The sequence below is a fragment of the uncultured Methanobrevibacter sp. genome (assembly GCF_902771435.1).
Lineage (GTDB): Archaea > Methanobacteriota > Methanobacteria > Methanobacteriales > Methanobacteriaceae > Methanocatella.
Genome location: NZ_CACXXB010000010.1, coordinates 46,084 through 62,878, shown reverse-complemented (window position 1 = coordinate 62,878; position 16,795 = coordinate 46,084). Strand labels below are relative to the sequence as shown.

Below are 16,795 nucleotides of genomic sequence, written 5' to 3'. Positions count from 1 at the left end.
AAAAACGACACTTATCTTATAAAATTTCAAAATATCGACTCCATATTTTTATACAATATTTATATATGAATTTTTTTAATATAAATGTGTTATATTTTTCAAAAAAAATATGTGTTACTTTGAAATTTCATAATGGATAATTGACTAATACATTAAATAACTGTAAAAAAAGTATAATTTTAAAAATAAGATAAATTAAATAATATTTTCTTTAATTAAACGGCACAGAATCTTAATTAAAACATGCCAAATTATTAAAATTGTTAAAAAAAGTTAACATCAATAAAATAAGAAAAGGGATTTTACTCCCCAAAACTAACTCTTTCGAATTTCTCCAAGGTTTTTAATGATTTTGTTGCATCCACACCTATTTTTGTAGTTGTTCCATCACTTTCAGCCACAGGATCAAGAGATGAACCACGAACATTAGGCACAATCATTATGTCCCTGTCACCTTTAACACGTGTTGATATCGCATATTCGACATCTTCGGCATCAAATACGTTGACGTCTGTGTCAACGACAACGCAATGCTTGAGTGACGGATGAGCAGACAATGCTGCCATGATTGCATTTTTTCCGTCCCCTTCAGTCTGTTTTCTGATAGATACAACAGCATGTAACCAGCAGCAGCCCCCTTCAGTCAAAACAACATTTTCAACTGTAGGAACAGCATTTTTAACAGCTTTAAATATTCTTGGTTCCTGTGGAAGACCTTGTAACAGCTTATGTTCAAATCCTGCAGGAATAATTGCATGATAAACTGCATCCTTTTTAATATGCATGGTTTCAAGGTTAATTATTGGCTGGTCACGAATAATATCATAAGTGTCAGTCAAATCAACAAACGGACCTTCGGCAACAGTTTCGGTTACTGAAATTTTACCTTCAAGAATAATATCAGCCTGAGGAACATTCAAATCGCCGCATTTAATCAATTCCAGTTCGCCGCCCTTAAATGCATTGGCAACATCCATTTCATCATAATCAATCGGAATTGAAGTTGTACTTGCAAGCAGGATTGCAGGATCCATTCCAATAGCTATTGCAATATCCAAATCCTCACCCAATTTCTGCGCCCTTTGGAAATAGGTATAAAGATTTCTTGGAACTATTCTGATAACCAATCTTTTGTTATCCAAAACCATCATTCTGTGAATTGATGCATTCTGAATGCCTGTTTCAGGGTCACGTGCAAAAACGACACCTGCAGTAATGTAGGCTCCTCCATCCCTTTTGTAATGAGTTAAAATCGGAATCTTATCCAAATCAACTTCCATATTGTCATATTCACTGAAGTCTGTGAACTTATTGACCTTAATCGGTTTTTCCATAGCTTCAATGATTTTTTCTGTTATTTCACTGACTTCGCAGTTAATGGATTTGGCAATCTTATCTCTGGTATTGCAAATTCCGGAAATTACGGGAATGTCAAAACCCTTAACATTTTTAACAATGACCGTGTCTTTTGGATATTTCCTAAGCACTTTAGCTACTTCAAATTCACTTGAAAGCTCTTCTGTTATTTCAATTATATTTTCGCCATCAATCTTCATGTTAATCCCTATAAATTTAATTTTTTATCTTTTAATTTATCAAGAAGTCCTATGGTATTAGGGTCCTTTATGGAAAGAATTTCACCTGTGAGCACAGCCGCATTCTTACCGTTGTTAATGCCAACTGTAGCAACAGGTACGCCCGGTGGCATGCTTACGGTAGTTAATAAATAATCATTCCCGTTTTCGTTTGAACAAGGCACGCCAATTACCGGCCTGTCAGTAAGACCAACAATACCTCCTGTAACCTGTGATGAGTTTGAACTAATTCCAATGAACACTTTAGCATTTTTCATTGATTTTACATAATTTGTGAATTTTTTATTTGACCTGATTGGGCATACGACTTTGATGTCATGGCTGATTTTAAGCCTGTCCAATATTACGCCTGCCTTTTTGGCAGTTGGTAAATCTGTTTGCCTTCCAACGATGATAGCTACTTCCGCATCCTTGTTTTTACATTTTAATTCAGCATCTTCATCCACTTTAACTTTTTTCACTTCAAGATTTTTAATTCTTAAAAAATCGTTTTGTATAAATGGCCTGTCAATCTTCTGAACAATCTCTTCATTACTGTCATAGACTTTTTTAGCGTAATCCTTTCTCAAATCAATTACTTTCTGGCGTAGTTCATCATCATGAAGAGCCATGAATTGAGCAGCAAGTATTGCAGCATTATCTCCCCGGTCAATTCCAACAGTAGCGATTGGAGAAGGATAAGGCATCTGCACTACTGATTGCAGCGCGTCGATACCCCCGGTTTTGACATCTACAGGAACTCCAATAACAGGCCTTGGAGTATAGGCAGCAATAGCTCCAGGCAGGTGTGCAGCCAGACCGGCAATACCAATGAATACTTCAATTCCGGCATCAGTTCCCTGACTAACTATTTCACGAACAAGATTAGGTGTTCTGTGAGCAGATGCAATTTTTAAACTATAAGGTATCTCCAATTTATCCAAAACATCCATAGCCTTTTCTGCAATAGCAATATCCGAACCGCTTCCAAGAATAATCATTATCTTTGGTGTCATTAAATCCCTTCTAAATATTATTTAATACAATATAATATTGACTTCAAAATATATTAAAGTATCATAGACAGATTAATCCTGTTCCTCTTGAGGTCAACATCCAAAACCCTAACGTCAACAATTTCGCCAACACTGACGATATCCAACGGATGTTTAACATATCTGTCAGCTACCAATTGGGATATATGAACCAATCCGTCCTGGTGAACCCCAATATCGACAAAAGCACCAAAATCCACGATGTTTCTTACTGTCCCCTGCATTATCATCCCTTCCTCAAGGTCTTCTATTGACAATACGTTTTTTCGTAAAATCGGTTTTGGCATGTCTTCCCTTGGGTCACGGCCGGGCTTTTTAAGTTCCTTAATAATGTCCTTCAAAGTTTCGAGCCCAATATCCAGCTCATCGGAAATGGCATTTAAATCCAGATTATCCAATTTCAGATTATTGGAACCGATGTCATTGACAGTATAGTTCAAGTTTTCAAGCAATTTTATGGTGGCTGCGTAGGATTCGGGATGTATTGTAGTGTTGTCCAGCGGATATTCTGGATTGTCAATCTTTACAAATCCCGCACACTGTTCAAATGTTTTTTTACCCAACTTTTTAACATTCAGGAGCTCCTTTCTGTTGGTGAATCTTCCATTTTCATCCCTATACTCTATTATGTTTTGAGCGGTTGTTTTTCCAATTCCGGAAACATGATTCAAAAGGCTGTAAGAAGCCGTATTCAAATCAACCCCAACCTCATTTACCACCTTTTCAACAACGCCGTCCAAAGACTCTGAAAGCTGCTTCTGATTCATGTCATGCTGATACTGTCCCACGCCGATTGACTTAGGATCTATCTTTACAAGTTCGGCCAACGGATCCTGAAGTCTTCTTGCAATTGAAACTGCACTTCGCTCACCTTCTGAGAAATCCGGGAACTCTTCATCGGCAAGTTTTGATGCTGAATAAACTGACGCTCCGGCTTCATTGACAATGATGTATTCAACATTGGTTCCCTTGATGATTTTAGCCACAATCTCTTCTGATTCCCTTGAAGCAGTTCCATTTCCAATAGCTATAACGTTAATGTCATATTCCTCTATTAAACCACGGACTGTTTTAATTGATTCTGCAACTTTATTTTGAGGGGCGGTTGGATAAATCAGTGCAGTGTCAAGAACTTTTCCGGTTTCGTCAATGATAGCCAGCTTACATCCTGTTCTGAATGCCGGGTCCCATCCTAAAATGGTTTTGCCGACAAGCGGAGATTCCATCAAAACCTGATTCAAGTTTTGGGCAAACACTTCAATGGATTTCTCTTCAGCCTTCTCAGTTAAGTAATTCCTGATTTCACGCTCGATTGCCGGTGATATCAGCCGTTTATATGAATTTTCAATAGCTTCCTTTATGACCGGAGTGGTAAAGCGGTTGTATTCAATTTTTTCGGGAATTTTAGAGATGTTTTTTAACATGTGCCTTTCCAAATACCTTAAAACATCCTTGCTGTCACATTCTATCTTAGCCTTAATTACACCTTTATTTTCCGCCCTGTTTATGGCCAATATCCTGTGTGGAGGAATTCTTTTAATGTCCTCTGAGTAATTATAGTAAACATCATATTCTGTTGAAATCTCTTTGTCCTTAGCTTTGGAAGTGATTTGGCCTGTAAAAAAGGTATTTTTCCTAATTTTACCTCTAAAATCAGAATTGTCAGATATTATTTCTGCAATTATATCCTTGGCGCCTTCAATTGCATCCTGTGGAGTATTGACATCCTTATCTGGATTGACATATTTTTCAGCTATTTTTTTAACGGGTTCCTTTACCTCCTGAGCAAGAATTACCTCAGCGAGAGGCTCCAGCCCTTTTTCTTTTGCTTTAGTGGCCCTTGTTTGTTTTTTGCTTTTAAATGGCCTGTATAAATCTTCAAGTTCAACCAATGTGGCGGCATTTATAATCCGATTTCTCAAATCATCATCCAGCTTTCCAAGCTCTTCGATTCTTTTTAAAACCTTTTGCTTTTTTTCCTCTAAATTTCTAAGATATTTTAATCGCTCATCAAATTTCCTTAATGTTTCATCATTTAGAGAGCCTGTAACATCCTTTCTGTATCTGGCAATGAACGGTATCGTATTCCCATCATCTATCAGATTTATTACCTTTTTGACTTGCCAGCCGGATAAATTCAATTCCTTTTCTAAAGTATTCTCTATCATTAAAATTACTACCTGAATATTATAGATTACTATTAGACTGATTCCTAATTTAAAATTTTTTGTAGGAACTAGGCATATTTTCAAAAAACTTTATATCTATTTTAATAACATATTTATTAATGAATAAAATAAATTTCGGTGAATCTAGTGTATTGGTTTTTAGTGATTCTTACTTTCTTATTGGCCGGCATAAAAACTGAAAAGCCAAAAAAATATCAAAAGGTTTCAGTGATTATTCCGGCATATAATGAGGAGGACACTGTTGCCCAGGTAGTTGAAGTGGTAAAAAAGGTGTCGTTCGTAGATGAGATTATCGTTGTTAACGACGGATCAAGTGACAATACCGTCGAGGAAGCCGAAAAAGCCGGTGCAATCGTAATTACTCATGAAACCAATAAAGGAAAGGGTGAAGCATTATATACTGGTTATAAAGAAGCTGAATGTGACATTATAGCTTTTATCGATGCGGACATTTATAATTTAACTTCAAAAAAAGTTGAATCAATGATCAGACCTATCCTTGAAGGTAAGGCCGAAATTACAAAAACCAAATTTGCCCGTGAAAGTGGACGTGTAACTGAACTTACTGCAAAACCGCTGCTGAATTTCTTTTTCCCTGAAATTTCCTTTGAACAGCCGTTAAGCGGTCAGTTTGCAGCCCGTAAAGAAATATTGAAAAAAATTAATTTTGAAAAGGACTACGGTGTCGATGTAGGTATTGTTATTGATGCTGATGTTTTAGGAATACGTATTTTGGAAGTGGACATTGGTGCGATACAGCATGACATGTCCCCTCTTGCCGATTTAAATCTGATGGCAAACGAAGTTGTAAGAACAATTATCAACCGTGCGAACAAATACGGTAGGGTAACCCTGATTGACGACATCGGATATTATATCCGGATGGCAATCGTTGGCCTGTCCCTTGTTATTCTTGGATTATTCATAATATTTTTCGTGAAATTCGTTCCATTGTCAGTTGCAGTAATTGTAACAATAATAGGAATTATAGTTTCCATCTATTACATAATAAAAGTAATCGTGCAATCCATTGTCATGTTTAAGAAGGCACCCGGAAGAAGCATTATAAGGTCTTTCATTAAAATACATTTCCCGATGATTATTTCAATAATCATTCTTCTTTTGATGATATCAACTTTCCTTGGAGCCGCTCATTTTGAAAACGGTGTACTGTCCGTAGAGCCAAACTCAAGGAATTTAATCATTTACGCCGATTCTTCACAATCCGAAAGCACTATTTCGGCCAGAGGCCCGTATACTGTCGACACTGCAATCGAAAATGAGTCCAGACAAATACGCATGCCTTCCGATGCAATGATGACACTGGGCGTTGATGTTAATGACACGATGGTTATCAAAAACGAAGAGTACATAATCAATGAAACAAGACCCGGCGAGCAGGATGTGTTGAGATTACCTTTAGATGCTAAAAAAGCATTGGATTTAGAAACAGATTCAGTTATTCAAAACAGCCGTTTAAAAGAGATTTTTGAAGGTGTTGGAGTAGTTCACAAGCACAATGGTGAAAACTCAACAATTTCAGAAAACTTTGTTATAACCTCAAGGGCAAAAGTTTCATCTTCATACGAAGTGTTTATTGACAACATGTCTGCAGCAACTTCATACGGAATTTTCCAAAAGAACTCAAGCTACATAATCAATGTCAACGGCGAACCTGCAAAACAGGTTACTTTCCTGAACAACAACACATTTGACAATAAAGTCAATGAATTTACATATAACGGACATAACATTACAGTAGTCTTTGAAACCACCAACAACACATCAATAAAACAGTTATTGAAAGAAAACCAGAATTATTTCCTAAACATTGACATTTGATGATTAATCTAATTTTAAAAAAAATAGTAAAAAATCTAAGAGTTAAATCTTAGATTATTTTTTATCATATGCTTTCACTGCCTCTTCAACGTCATCATAAAGACCGAGTGCAGCTAAAGCACCAACTTTTCCTTGCTGGCCTGTAACGGCAATCAAAGGAATATTTAATTCATCTGCAACACTTTCAGCAGTTTCAACATCCATCATTCCTGATTTGGTTGCGATTGAATATTCTCTTAATTTTTCAGGAATATCTAAACCTTCCAAAATAGCTATGGCGGTTTTATCGGATAATGTATCTCTTTTTAGAATCTCAATGACTCTGTTGATTAAATCTTCTTTTTTGGATTCTTCAACTGCGAATGTTAATGCGATGGAAACACAATTTTGAGTTTTATGAGGGTTATGCGGATATAGCTGGACAATTATGTGGTCCAAATATTCAAAACCTTCACCTGCAAGCTCAACACCAAGATTATGAGCCATAGTCCATGTTGCACCTGCATCCTTTGTATCGGTATCGTCAACACCTATGACAACCTTTTCAAGTTTAGGAGTTACGACAGTAGCTTTTCCAGCCTTTGAACCTCCACCAACTTCGATGAGTTCCACATATTTCACTCCTTCACCCATTCCTCTGCACATTCCTGCACCTACTCCGGCGCCTGCAAGGCCTGCATGAGTCACTTTCACTTCATCGCCATCGACAACGATCTCATCGATTCCGGCAGCATTGAAACTGGCCTTTAAATCAAGCGGTGCACTGCCGACATGACAGGAGTAAACATGCTTATTTCCATCACGGTAAGCTGAATCAATTAATTCAGAGTTGTTTCTGTATTGGTTCAACAACCAGTGGGATCCGGAAATGCATGGGTGGTATTCAACGATTTCAACTTTATCCCCGTCAACCATTGTCAGCACTTTCTCATATGGTGCTATCCAAGGGTCTTGGAATTTTTCCCTTAATTCATTAGGCTTTAAAATTTCCATCTAATCACTAGATTTCTTTTAATCTGTCGCACATTTTAATAGCTGCTTCGACAGCACTTTTTGCGTTTTTAACACGTCTGTGAGCATCTAATCTGGTCATTCCAGGACCGGTAATACCAAGTGCTACAGGAGTATCATATTCCAATGCCAAATCAGCGATTTTACGAGAAGCATGCTGTGCTACAATTTGATCGTGGTCTGTTGCACCTTCTATTACTGCACCTAAAGTGATGATTGCATCATATTCATCTTTTTGTAATAATTTTTTAATTACAAGAGGCATATCGAATACACCAGGTACTGCTACAACTTTTGTAATTTCACAATCTCTATTTTTTGCTTCTGCTTTAGCTAATTCTAACATCATTTGAGTTATATCATAATTAAATTCTGCAACAACCGCTGCAATTTCATATTTTACCATTTTATCTACCTCTTAATTATCCGAATATAATGAGAAGAAATCCAGCTACCCCACTAACTACCATAATGAATATGATAAAAAGTGCAGCCATCTGCATTCTAGTCAATTTTTTGAAATCCATATTTTTTATTCTCCATTAATTTTTATAAATTATTTTTAACAGCCTGGGCGACTTCCATTGTGGAAGCATTGCCTCCCAAATCAGCAGTCAAAATATTAGCATCATTCAATACTTTCAAGATTGCCGCATCAAATCTGTCAGCGGCTTCGTTTTCGCCAATGTATCTGAGCATCATTATTGCAGAAAGCATCATTGCAATTGGATTTGCCTTGCCCTGGCCGGCAATATCCGGTGCTGAACCGTGAACAGGTTCAAATAAAGCTCCATCTTCACCTATGTTGGCTGAAGGTATTAAACCAAGGCCTCCAACAAGTCCTGCACCTTCATCGGACAGAATATCTCCGAAAAGGTTTGTTGTTACAATAACTTCAAAGCTTTGAGGCTGTGTAATAAGATACATTGCAGTTGCATCCACGTAAAAGTCCTCGGTTGCAATGTCAGGGTATCTCTCTGCAACGTCATAGAAAATTTCCTTGAACAAGCCATCGGTTTTCTTCAATACATTGGCCTTATGAACGGCAGTAACCTTTGTTTTATTATTTTCCAATGCATAATTAAATGCATAGTCAATAATACGTTCTTCAGCTTCACGTGTAATAATACGTCTTGCTACTGCACCGTCGTCAGTGTAAGACTCCTCATCTGCAATATACATTCCTTCAGTGTTTTCACGAACAATCATGAAATCAATGTTTTCAAATAAGGAATCTGTATTTGGATAAGTCTTGACCGGCCTTAAATTAGCAAACATCTTCATTTCCTGACGAATCTTGACAATAACATCAGCTGCGGTTTCACCAGCCGCACCAAACAAGCAAGCATCGGCATTGCGAATAATGTCTAAAGTCTCACCTGGAAGGGCATTTCCAGTTTTTTCAAGACATTCATCTCCTGCTTCTGCGTAAACATAATCAAAATCAATATCTAAACTATCAAGAACAAAAATTGTAGCTTCCATTACTTCCTTTCCTATTCCGTCTCCCGGAACAACAGCTATCTGATATTTATCTTTTGTTTTTGAGGTATTCAATTAAACCACCCTGTTCCAATATTTCCAACATGAATGGAGGCAATTTCTTAAATTCGATTGAATCTCCATTTTCATTGGTTATTAATCCTTTTTCCATATCAACTTCAATTTCTTCTTGATTTTCAACAAGTTCACAAATTCCCGGAGCCTCCAAAAGCGGAACACCAACATTTGTAGCATTTCTATAAAAGATTCTCGCAAAGGATTCAGCTATTACAGCTGCAACTCCAACACCTTTAAGGGCAATCGGTGCATGTTCACGGGATGATCCGCAGCCGAAATTCCTTCCTGCTACAATGAAATCTCCCTTTTTGCATTTCTTGTCAAAATCAGCATCCAAACCTTCCATACAATGCTGGGCCAATCTTTCTTCATCTGTGTAAATCAAATATCTTCCAGGAACAATAATGTCTGTATCTATATCGTCTCCAAATTTCCATGCGGTTCCTTTCACAATATCACTCCGGCACTACAATTCTTCCTTCAATAGCTGAAGCTGCCGCAACAGCTGCTGAAGCCAGGAAAACCTTTCCGTCCGGTGAGCCCTGTCTGCCTTTAAAGTTTCTGTTGGAAGTAGAAAGACTTACTTCTCCGGGTCCTATGATTCCTGTGTGTCCTCCAAGACATGGACCGCAGCAAGGAGCTGATACAAGTGCTCCGGCATCAACAAATATTTTCAGCAATCCTTCATCAAGTGCTTTTGAGTAAACCTCTTTTGAAGCGGGAATCACTAACATTCTGGTACCTTTAGCAACCTTTTTACCTTTTATAATTTTAGCGGCCTCCCTTAAATCACTGAGACGCCCATTGGTACAGGAACCTAAAAATACCTGGTCTATTTCCTGGTCAACCTCACTTACAGGTCGTACATTATCAACATTATGAGGGCAAGCAACCTGCGGCTCCAAGTCACTTACATCTATATCAATTATATTAAGAGATGGGGAATCCAAATCTGTCTTATAAACTTTATACGGTTTGTTTGAATGATTTTCAACATATTCTATAGTTTTTTCATCAGGTTCTACCAAACCGGTTTTTCCACCCATTTCAATAGCCATATTACATAAAACCATTCTTTCAGATACGCTCATGTCTCCAATGGTTTCGCCGGCAAATTCACAGGCCTTGTATGTTGAACCGTCAACGCTTACCTGACCAATGATATGTAAAATCACGTCTTTTGCATAGACATTATCCTTCAATTTACCAGTTATTTCAAATCTATTGGTTTCAGGTACTTTAAACCATAAATTACCTTCAGCAAATACCATTGCCATATCAGTTGAGCCTATTCCGGTTGCAAATGCTCCTAAAGCCCCATGAGTACAGGTATGTGAATCTGCACCTACAATTACCTCACCAGGCACAACATGGCCTAATTCAGGAAGAATCTGATGGCAAACACCAGCATTAACATCATAAAAATGCTCAATACCCTGCTGTTTGACAAACTCCCTCATCAGCATGTGATTATTGGCTGAGTCAATGGAGTCAGCCGGAACCTGATGGTCAAAAGGAATGACAATTTTAGATGCATCCCAGACTTTTTCAGCTCCGATTTTTTCAAATGATTCTACTGAAAGAGGTCCAGTTAAATCATGAGTCATTGCTACATCAATATTTGCTATAACTATATCTCCAGCTTCAACTTCGTTTTTACCAGATGCTCTAGCTAATATTTTTTCAGACATTGTCGGCATATTTTCAAACCTCTTAATAATGATAATTATATATATTTCATAAAATATATAAGTTCGTTTTATTTTTATGAAAATCAACTTTTGAAAAAATTCTAAAATTTATATAATAGGTTTACCTAAATATTATTATGAGCTCATTTTTGAATAGATTTAAGAAAAAAGAAGAACCTATCATAGAAGATGAACCTCAGATAGAAGATAGGATTCATTGGGTCTCAATATTACAAAAAATAACTTATCCGGTTCTAAATAACCTTGCAAAGGGTTCACTTAGAAAAAACATGCCTTATGAGTCTACCAGTGCTGAAGGTCAAAAATTTTCATACCTTGAAGCTTTTGCTCGTGTCTTCAATGGAATTGCACCATGGTTAGAATTAGGACCAGATGACTCAGAAGAAGGAACTGTTCGTGAAAAATATATCAGATTGACAATGAAAGCCATTTCAAATGCAGTCAATCCGAACAACAGCGATTACATTTTTGTAGTTGAACCTAAACAATCTTTGGTTGATGTTGCTTTATTTGCTCAGGGATTACTCAGAGCTAAAAATCAGATTTGGCTCAATTTACCTATGGATGATCAGGCCAGGATTATCCGTGAACTTAAAAATACACGTGTTATTGCACCATATGAAAATCATTGGTTATTGTTTACATCCATGATTGAAGCTGCTCTTTTAGAATTTACTGGTGAATGTGATAAAGAGCGTTTAAGCTATGGAGTTAGCAGATTCAGAGATGACTTCTATATTGGTGATGGAATTTATTCAGATGGAGAAGACTTTACCGCCGGATATTTCAACAGTATTGTTATTCACCCTATGTTAAATGATATTTTAAAAGTTATGAGAAAATACGGTATCAGCGAAGGTGAACTTTTAGATGTTCAACTGATGAGGTCATCAAGATTATCATCACAATTAGAAAGGACAATCTCACCGGAAGGTACCTATCCACTTTTAGGCAGTTGTTTGGCATATCGTTGCGGCGTTTTCCATTTGCTATCTCAAGCGGCCTTATTGAAAATTTTACCGAGAAATATCAAACCTGCCCAGGTCAGGTCAGCTTTAACTGCAGTATTGAAAAAGCAATTTGGTGAAAATCAAAACTTTTCAAGCAATGGTTGGTTGCTTGTCGGATTAAACGGTCCACAATTGGATATTTCTGAAAGTGATATTAATACAGGCAGTGTTTATTTCTGCTGTGCAATATTTTTAGCATTAGGTTTGCCTGCTTCTGATTTATTCTGGACAGAACCGTATGCCGAATGGACAAGCATTCAGGCATGGAACGGACAACCAATACAAAAAGATCAAACTATTGATTTTTAATTTTTTTCTTTTTTTAGCATTATTTTTAGTAGGCTTATAATTAATTATATGATTAATTAAATTGATAGTGACATGATTTCTATTATTTTACTAAATCATGCCTTTAATTTTTTTGATGTTAATGAGTAATTTCTAAGACTATTTTTATGACATCTACATGAAAACTATGAAAAAACACGATTACATATCAAAAGTACGTTGAATTTTCACTTGCACCGCTATTTCGAAAATAATTAGTGTATCGTGAAAATTTTTATTAAAAAAAGACTATTAAATATTTCCTAGATAAACATTTTTAATTCCTTTATTGAGTGCGATTTCTTTAGCCTTATACAATATTTCAGGATTTGTAGGTGAAATATCGTTCATTTTATAATATGGAAAAGCTCTTGAAAAGTGAAGAGGAACATCAGCAGACAGTTCATCTACTACAAAATCACATAATTGACTTATTTCCTCAACAGAATCATTATAATCATTTAAAATTAAGTTTGTAATTTCCAAATGTTTTCCTTCGATATGTATTCTCCTTAAATTGTCCAATACAACATCCAAATCTGCGCCACAGACTTTTTTATAGAAATCTTTTGACATTGATTTTAAATCTATGTTGAATGCATCGACAAAACCTAAAATTTCATTTATTGATTGTTGTGAAAAGTATCCGTTACTCACATAAATTACTTTCAGATTATTCTTTTGCGCTAAAAGAGAAGTTTCCTTATTAAAAGGCAAATGTATCGTAGGTTCATTATATGTCCAGGCAATCGACTTGCAGCCATAGCGAATTGCATTATCTACAATGGTTTTTGGGTTAATTTTAATTGAACGTGAATTCTTATCATACTCTTGTGAAATAGTATAGTTCTGACAATGCAAACAGGTCATGTTGCATCCAAAACCGCCAATTGAATATGTAAAAGTATGAGGCATGAAGTTATGAAGTGGCTTTTTTTCAATAGGATCAGGACTTAATGATGAAACAATACCATATGATTCATCAAACAACTCCCCGTTGACGTTTTTATGTTGTCTACAAACTCCAAAATGACCTTCAGCTATTTTACAGTAATTTGCGCAAATTTCACATCTAATCTTTTGTGATTTTGAGCTTTTCTTGTAAAGATTGCTATTCACTAACATAATGCTCATAACCTTTGTTCTTTATTTCTTCTGAAAATCCATTTTCTAATATTAGTTCTATTTTATCCGAATCTGTAACTTTGCCGATGACCTTATAATCAATGCTTAATTTTTTTAAATTATATTCTGATATTGTAAAAAGCAGTTCAAAGTCTTCACCAACATGAAGTATTAAGTCTAGATAATTAAGACCTAATTTAGATGTTAATTGTTTGTACTCATCCGTTATATCAAGCATTCCCTCATAAATTATAAATCCGAAGCCGTCTTTTTTTATTTCATATAATTCACTTGCAAGGCCATCAGTGATGTCTGTTGCTGAAGTTGCGCCCGCCTGACTAATTAAAATGCCCTCATTTAGTCTTGCTATTGGCTTTAGTACCTTATTTACATAAATATTGTCACCTAATTCTAAATTTAAGCCTAATGCGGCATGACCAATATCGCCTGTAATAACCAATAAGTCATCTATTTCATATGTATCTTTCATCAATGGCTTATCACATAATCCTAATGCAGTTCCTGAAATAATAATTTCAGATGCTTCATTTGTATCTCCACCGATTAATGGAATGGAATAAAAATTGCATGCATCAACAACACCTTTTATGATTTGTTTGAATGAGTCAATAGGCAAATCCTTCGGTATTGCAATGGAAAGTAAAAATCCCAATGGGTTCGCCCCCATTGCTGCAAGATCACTGACATTGACGGTGACAGATTTGAACCCCATCTCAAAATAAGACATGTTTTTGGGAAAATGTCTGGATTGAATCAACATGTCACAAGTTGAAATCAAATTAGAATCCTTTAATTGAGTAATGGCAGTATCATCCGGAATTATATCATTTGAATTGGCAATTATGTATCTAACTAATTCTTTCTCACCAATATCTGAGACTTTTAAGGTCATGAATATTAGTATCTACTTAAGAATTAATAAATTTTAAGAATTTTAAAAAAAAATGTTTGAAGAGCAAAAATAGGTAAAATAAAAAAAAAGAATTTATAGTGAGAGATAAAATCTCACTATTTGACTGTTAAAGTTACAGATTTGCTTGCAGCCTCATATGTCTTATCACCCGCATATCCAATAAAAATAACAAATTTGACTTATTTTGATTATTTTAAAAGCTGAAAATCCACTGTTCTTGAAGTTAACTTTGAAATTCATGTTTTCCATTAACTTTTAGGATGAGATTTTTCACCTGAAACAAAGAAATATTCCACACTAAAATATTAAACAATTTAAAGAAAATGTATATTTTTTGGTAATTATAATATAACTTTTAAAAAAATGAGTATAGGCAGAAATTATTTGATCTTATTAATATAATAATTATAATAAAAAAACAGCATTTGATGTTAAAACAGTAAGATATAAAAAAAATAATAGAAATGAATTAATATAATTCAAATCTGAAAAAAGAATTTCTGCTATAAATTATCTGAAATTCTATCTTTAATAATTTCGTATAGACGTGTATCGATTCCTAAAGGATCTGTCAATACGATTTCACCATCAAATTCAATTTTTTCGTCATCATGGTCATGATGGTGGTGATGATGATGTCCGTGACCGTGGTGGTCATGGTCGTGGTCATCGTGTCCGTGATGGTGGTGATGATGACCGGATATTGATTCTTCATCAAAATCGCTTTCAACTCCAAGTAATTTCGGAATATCCCTTTTTGTGTGAAGTCCGTGAGCTACAAATACGGGTACAACAATAATTTTTTCCAAATCGTTTTCTGAAGTTAATTTTTTGATTGTTTCCGGAATGCCCGGTTTTCTGATTTCCATAAATCCATATTCAACAGGCATTTCTGGAAATTCTTCAGCATACATTTCTTTATAAGCTTTAATTACTTCTTCACCATCGTCAAGTCTTGAACCGTGGCTTAAAAGTAAGATTCCTGTTTTTTTATCAGACATGTTTTATCATCCGTTAATATGATTATAATTAAATTTTAAGTTAAATTCTTTTAAGTTATCTTGAAATCAAAATTTTTCAAAAAAATATATGAAAAACTATAATTTTTCATCTACCATTGAAACCAGAATATCTATCAATATATCATCCGCCTTGATAGGCTCAGGATATAGGATTTCACCATCAAACTCAACAGGAGTCAGGTCATGAGTGTGGTCATGTCCATGGTCGTGGCCGTGGTTGTGTGAATGTTCATGTTCATGGTCTTCCAAAAATCCTAAAATATGTGGAATATCATGAGTGGTGTGCATTCCAGGAGCTATAAACACAGGAACAACTACCAATCTTTCCAAATCATTCTCATCCACTAATTTATTAATGGATTCAGGAATGCTTGGGCCGCACAATTCCATAAAGCCGAAACTTGACGGTAATTCGCAGGTTTTTTCAAATTTATTATATAATTCAGTTGCAAATTCCTTATTGTAATTCAGCCTTGAACCGTGGGTTACAAGCAAAATTCCGGTTTTTGCATCATCGTCTAATTTTGAATCATCAAGAGCTTCATTAATTCTTTTATCAATTATATCCAAAAGTTCATCGCGAGGTCCGATTGAACTTAACAGTTCAATCTCGCCATCGAAATCAACGTCGTCTGCTATTGACAAATAATGTTCTGGCGGGTAATTTCCATCAGGACATCTCGGATCAACTTCCAAAGGTTCAAGACCCAATAGCTGAGGAATATCAATATTGGTGTGAATACCCGGAGCCAAAAATACAGGAAGCGCAATGATTCTGTCCAAATCATCGACCTGTTCCTTTAATATTTCAACGGCACCTGCTATTGTAGGCTCTGATACTTTCATGTATCCTATTTCAGTTGCTAATCCTGATTTTTTGATAAATTTTTCTTTGATTTCTGTAAATACTTCCTCTGCGTAAGGCAAGGTACTTCCATGACTTACGAGAATGACAGCAGTATTATTTGATAACTTTGAATTTGTATCCATAGGATATAACTCCGTCTTTTCCATCCTCTCTGATTTTTCTAAATACCATTTCTACATCGTCACCAATTTCAATATCGTCAACATCACAATCTACAAGTTGGGATGTTAATTTAGCACCTTCTTCAAGTTCAATAACAGCTACTGCATAAGGAGCTGCTTTTTTGAAATCGTCAGGAGCTGACCTGATTATTGAAAATGTGTGAATTTTACCTTTTCCACTGAATTGGAACGGTTCAAGATTACCTTTTCTCCTGCAGTTAGGACAAACTACCCTGGACGGGAAGAACAGTTCTCCACAGGTGGTACATTTAGAACCTATAAGATTATATCTTTGTTGAATATGACGCCATGTTCTTACAGTATCTGACATGTAAATCCTCCATATATTTTCAATATGTATAGTTATAAATCTAGTAATATAAAAAAGTATTTTTTTTATTACTT

General features: G+C 35.6%; 15 protein-coding genes. 2 read left to right on the top strand and 13 right to left on the bottom strand.

From position 1 onward, the window contains the following. Positions 1 to 302: 302 nt before the first annotated feature. From QZU83_RS04045 to QZU83_RS04035, 3 genes are read right to left on the bottom strand one after another with little or no spacing between them, the layout of a single operon-like run. Positions 303 to 1,556, bottom strand: a complete 1,254-nt coding sequence (locus tag QZU83_RS04045) for a UbiD family decarboxylase (RefSeq protein ID WP_295609875.1) — start codon at positions 1,554 to 1,556, stop codon at positions 303 to 305. Positions 1,557 to 1,564: 8 nt separating this feature from the next. Continuing rightward, on the bottom strand, positions 1,565 to 2,590 hold the full coding sequence (purE, locus tag QZU83_RS04040; protein WP_295609873.1) for a 5-(carboxyamino)imidazole ribonucleotide mutase: 1,026 nt from the start codon (positions 2,588 to 2,590) through the stop codon (positions 1,565 to 1,567). A gap of 53 nt (positions 2,591 to 2,643) precedes the next feature. Further along, on the bottom strand, positions 2,644 to 4,797 hold the full coding sequence (locus QZU83_RS04035) for a Tex family protein (RefSeq protein WP_295609871.1): 2,154 nt from the start codon (positions 4,795 to 4,797) through the stop codon (positions 2,644 to 2,646). Positions 4,798 to 4,944: 147 nt separating this feature from the next. Between QZU83_RS04035 and QZU83_RS04030 the strand changes: the two genes are divergently transcribed. Continuing rightward, positions 4,945 to 6,660 carry a glycosyltransferase gene (locus QZU83_RS04030; RefSeq protein WP_295609869.1) on the top strand — a complete coding sequence of 572 codons (1,716 nt, stop codon included), beginning with the start codon at positions 4,945 to 4,947 and terminating at the stop codon, positions 6,658 to 6,660. Between the two features lie 54 nt (positions 6,661 to 6,714). Here the strand turns inward: QZU83_RS04030 and mmp11 are convergent, their stop codons facing one another. From mmp11 to hacA, 5 genes are all read right to left on the bottom strand, one after another. Then, positions 6,715 to 7,653 (bottom strand): methanogenesis marker protein 11, encoded by a 939-nt coding sequence (gene mmp11, locus QZU83_RS04025; protein ID WP_295609867.1) that lies wholly within the window; start codon positions 7,651 to 7,653, stop codon positions 6,715 to 6,717. 7 nt (positions 7,654 to 7,660) lie between these two features. Further along, positions 7,661 to 8,077 carry a 6,7-dimethyl-8-ribityllumazine synthase gene (ribH, locus tag QZU83_RS04020; protein ID WP_292747010.1) on the bottom strand — a complete coding sequence of 139 codons (417 nt, stop codon included), beginning with the start codon at positions 8,075 to 8,077 and terminating at the stop codon, positions 7,661 to 7,663. Positions 8,078 to 8,220: 143 nt separating this feature from the next. Next, a complete protein-coding gene (locus QZU83_RS04015) occupies positions 8,221 to 9,228 on the bottom strand; it encodes an isocitrate/isopropylmalate family dehydrogenase (protein ID WP_295609865.1) in 1,008 nt (335 codons plus the stop codon). Further along, positions 9,203 to 9,682 carry a 3-isopropylmalate dehydratase small subunit gene (locus QZU83_RS04010; protein ID WP_295609863.1) on the bottom strand — a complete coding sequence of 160 codons (480 nt, stop codon included), beginning with the start codon at positions 9,680 to 9,682 and terminating at the stop codon, positions 9,203 to 9,205. The genes QZU83_RS04015 and QZU83_RS04010 overlap by 26 nt, the downstream gene beginning before the upstream one ends. 4 nt (positions 9,683 to 9,686) lie before the next feature. Then, positions 9,687 to 10,931, bottom strand: a complete 1,245-nt coding sequence (gene hacA, locus QZU83_RS04005) for a homoaconitase large subunit (protein ID WP_295609861.1) — start codon at positions 10,929 to 10,931, stop codon at positions 9,687 to 9,689. A 128-nt stretch (positions 10,932 to 11,059) separates the two neighbouring features. On the opposite strand from hacA, the gene QZU83_RS04000 reads away from it, so the two are divergent. Then, a complete protein-coding gene (locus tag QZU83_RS04000) occupies positions 11,060 to 12,262 on the top strand; it encodes a DUF2264 domain-containing protein (protein ID WP_295609859.1) in 1,203 nt (400 codons plus the stop codon). 270 nt (positions 12,263 to 12,532) lie between these two features. On the opposite strand, the gene amrS is transcribed toward QZU83_RS04000, so the two are convergent. From amrS to QZU83_RS03975, 5 genes are all read right to left on the bottom strand, one after another. Next, positions 12,533 to 13,405, bottom strand: coding sequence for an AmmeMemoRadiSam system radical SAM enzyme (gene amrS / locus QZU83_RS03995; protein ID WP_295609858.1), 873 nt, complete (start codon positions 13,403 to 13,405; stop codon positions 12,533 to 12,535). Next, on the bottom strand, positions 13,392 to 14,318 hold the full coding sequence (gene thiL / locus QZU83_RS03990) for a thiamine-phosphate kinase (protein ID WP_295609856.1): 927 nt from the start codon (positions 14,316 to 14,318) through the stop codon (positions 13,392 to 13,394). Before thiL ends, amrS begins: the two co-directional genes overlap by 14 nt. A 524-nt stretch (positions 14,319 to 14,842) precedes the next feature. Further along, entirely contained in the window at positions 14,843 to 15,340 is a 498-nt protein-coding gene (cfbA, locus tag QZU83_RS03985) for a sirohydrochlorin nickelochelatase (protein WP_295609855.1), read from the bottom strand. Positions 15,341 to 15,436: 96 nt separating this feature from the next. Further along, a complete protein-coding gene (cfbA, locus tag QZU83_RS03980; protein WP_295609853.1) occupies positions 15,437 to 16,351 on the bottom strand; it encodes a sirohydrochlorin nickelochelatase in 915 nt (304 codons plus the stop codon). Beyond that, positions 16,323 to 16,721, bottom strand: coding sequence for a Zn-ribbon domain-containing OB-fold protein (locus QZU83_RS03975; protein ID WP_295609851.1), 399 nt, complete (start codon positions 16,719 to 16,721; stop codon positions 16,323 to 16,325). The genes cfbA (QZU83_RS03980) and QZU83_RS03975 overlap by 29 nt, the downstream gene beginning before the upstream one ends. Positions 16,722 to 16,795: the final 74 nt, after the last annotated feature.

What these genes read in the sequence shown, in the direction of transcription:
- QZU83_RS04045 (WP_295609875.1), bottom strand. Translation starts at nt 1,556, where the DNA reads ATGAAGATTGATGGCGAAAATATAATTGAAATAACAGAAGAGCTTTCA.
- purE (WP_295609873.1), bottom strand. Translation starts at nt 2,590, where the DNA reads ATGACACCAAAGATAATGATTATTCTTGGAAGCGGTTCGGATATTGCT.
- QZU83_RS04035 (WP_295609871.1), bottom strand. Translation starts at nt 4,797, where the DNA reads ATGATAGAGAATACTTTAGAAAAGGAATTGAATTTATCCGGCTGGCAA.
- mmp11 (WP_295609867.1), bottom strand. Translation starts at nt 7,653, where the DNA reads ATGGAAATTTTAAAGCCTAATGAATTAAGGGAAAAATTCCAAGACCCT.
- ribH (WP_292747010.1), bottom strand. Translation starts at nt 8,077, where the DNA reads ATGGTAAAATATGAAATTGCAGCGGTTGTTGCAGAATTTAATTATGAT.
- hacA (WP_295609861.1), bottom strand. Translation starts at nt 10,931, where the DNA reads ATGCCGACAATGTCTGAAAAAATATTAGCTAGAGCATCTGGTAAAAAC.
- QZU83_RS04000 (WP_295609859.1), top strand. Translation starts at nt 11,060, where the DNA reads ATGAGCTCATTTTTGAATAGATTTAAGAAAAAAGAAGAACCTATCATA.
- amrS (WP_295609858.1), bottom strand. Translation starts at nt 13,405, where the DNA reads ATGTTAGTGAATAGCAATCTTTACAAGAAAAGCTCAAAATCACAAAAG.
- thiL (WP_295609856.1), bottom strand. Translation starts at nt 14,318, where the DNA reads ATGACCTTAAAAGTCTCAGATATTGGTGAGAAAGAATTAGTTAGATAC.
- cfbA (WP_295609855.1), bottom strand. Translation starts at nt 15,340, where the DNA reads ATGTCTGATAAAAAAACAGGAATCTTACTTTTAAGCCACGGTTCAAGA.
- cfbA (WP_295609853.1), bottom strand. Translation starts at nt 16,351, where the DNA reads ATGGATACAAATTCAAAGTTATCAAATAATACTGCTGTCATTCTCGTA.
- QZU83_RS03975 (WP_295609851.1), bottom strand. Translation starts at nt 16,721, where the DNA reads ATGTCAGATACTGTAAGAACATGGCGTCATATTCAACAAAGATATAAT.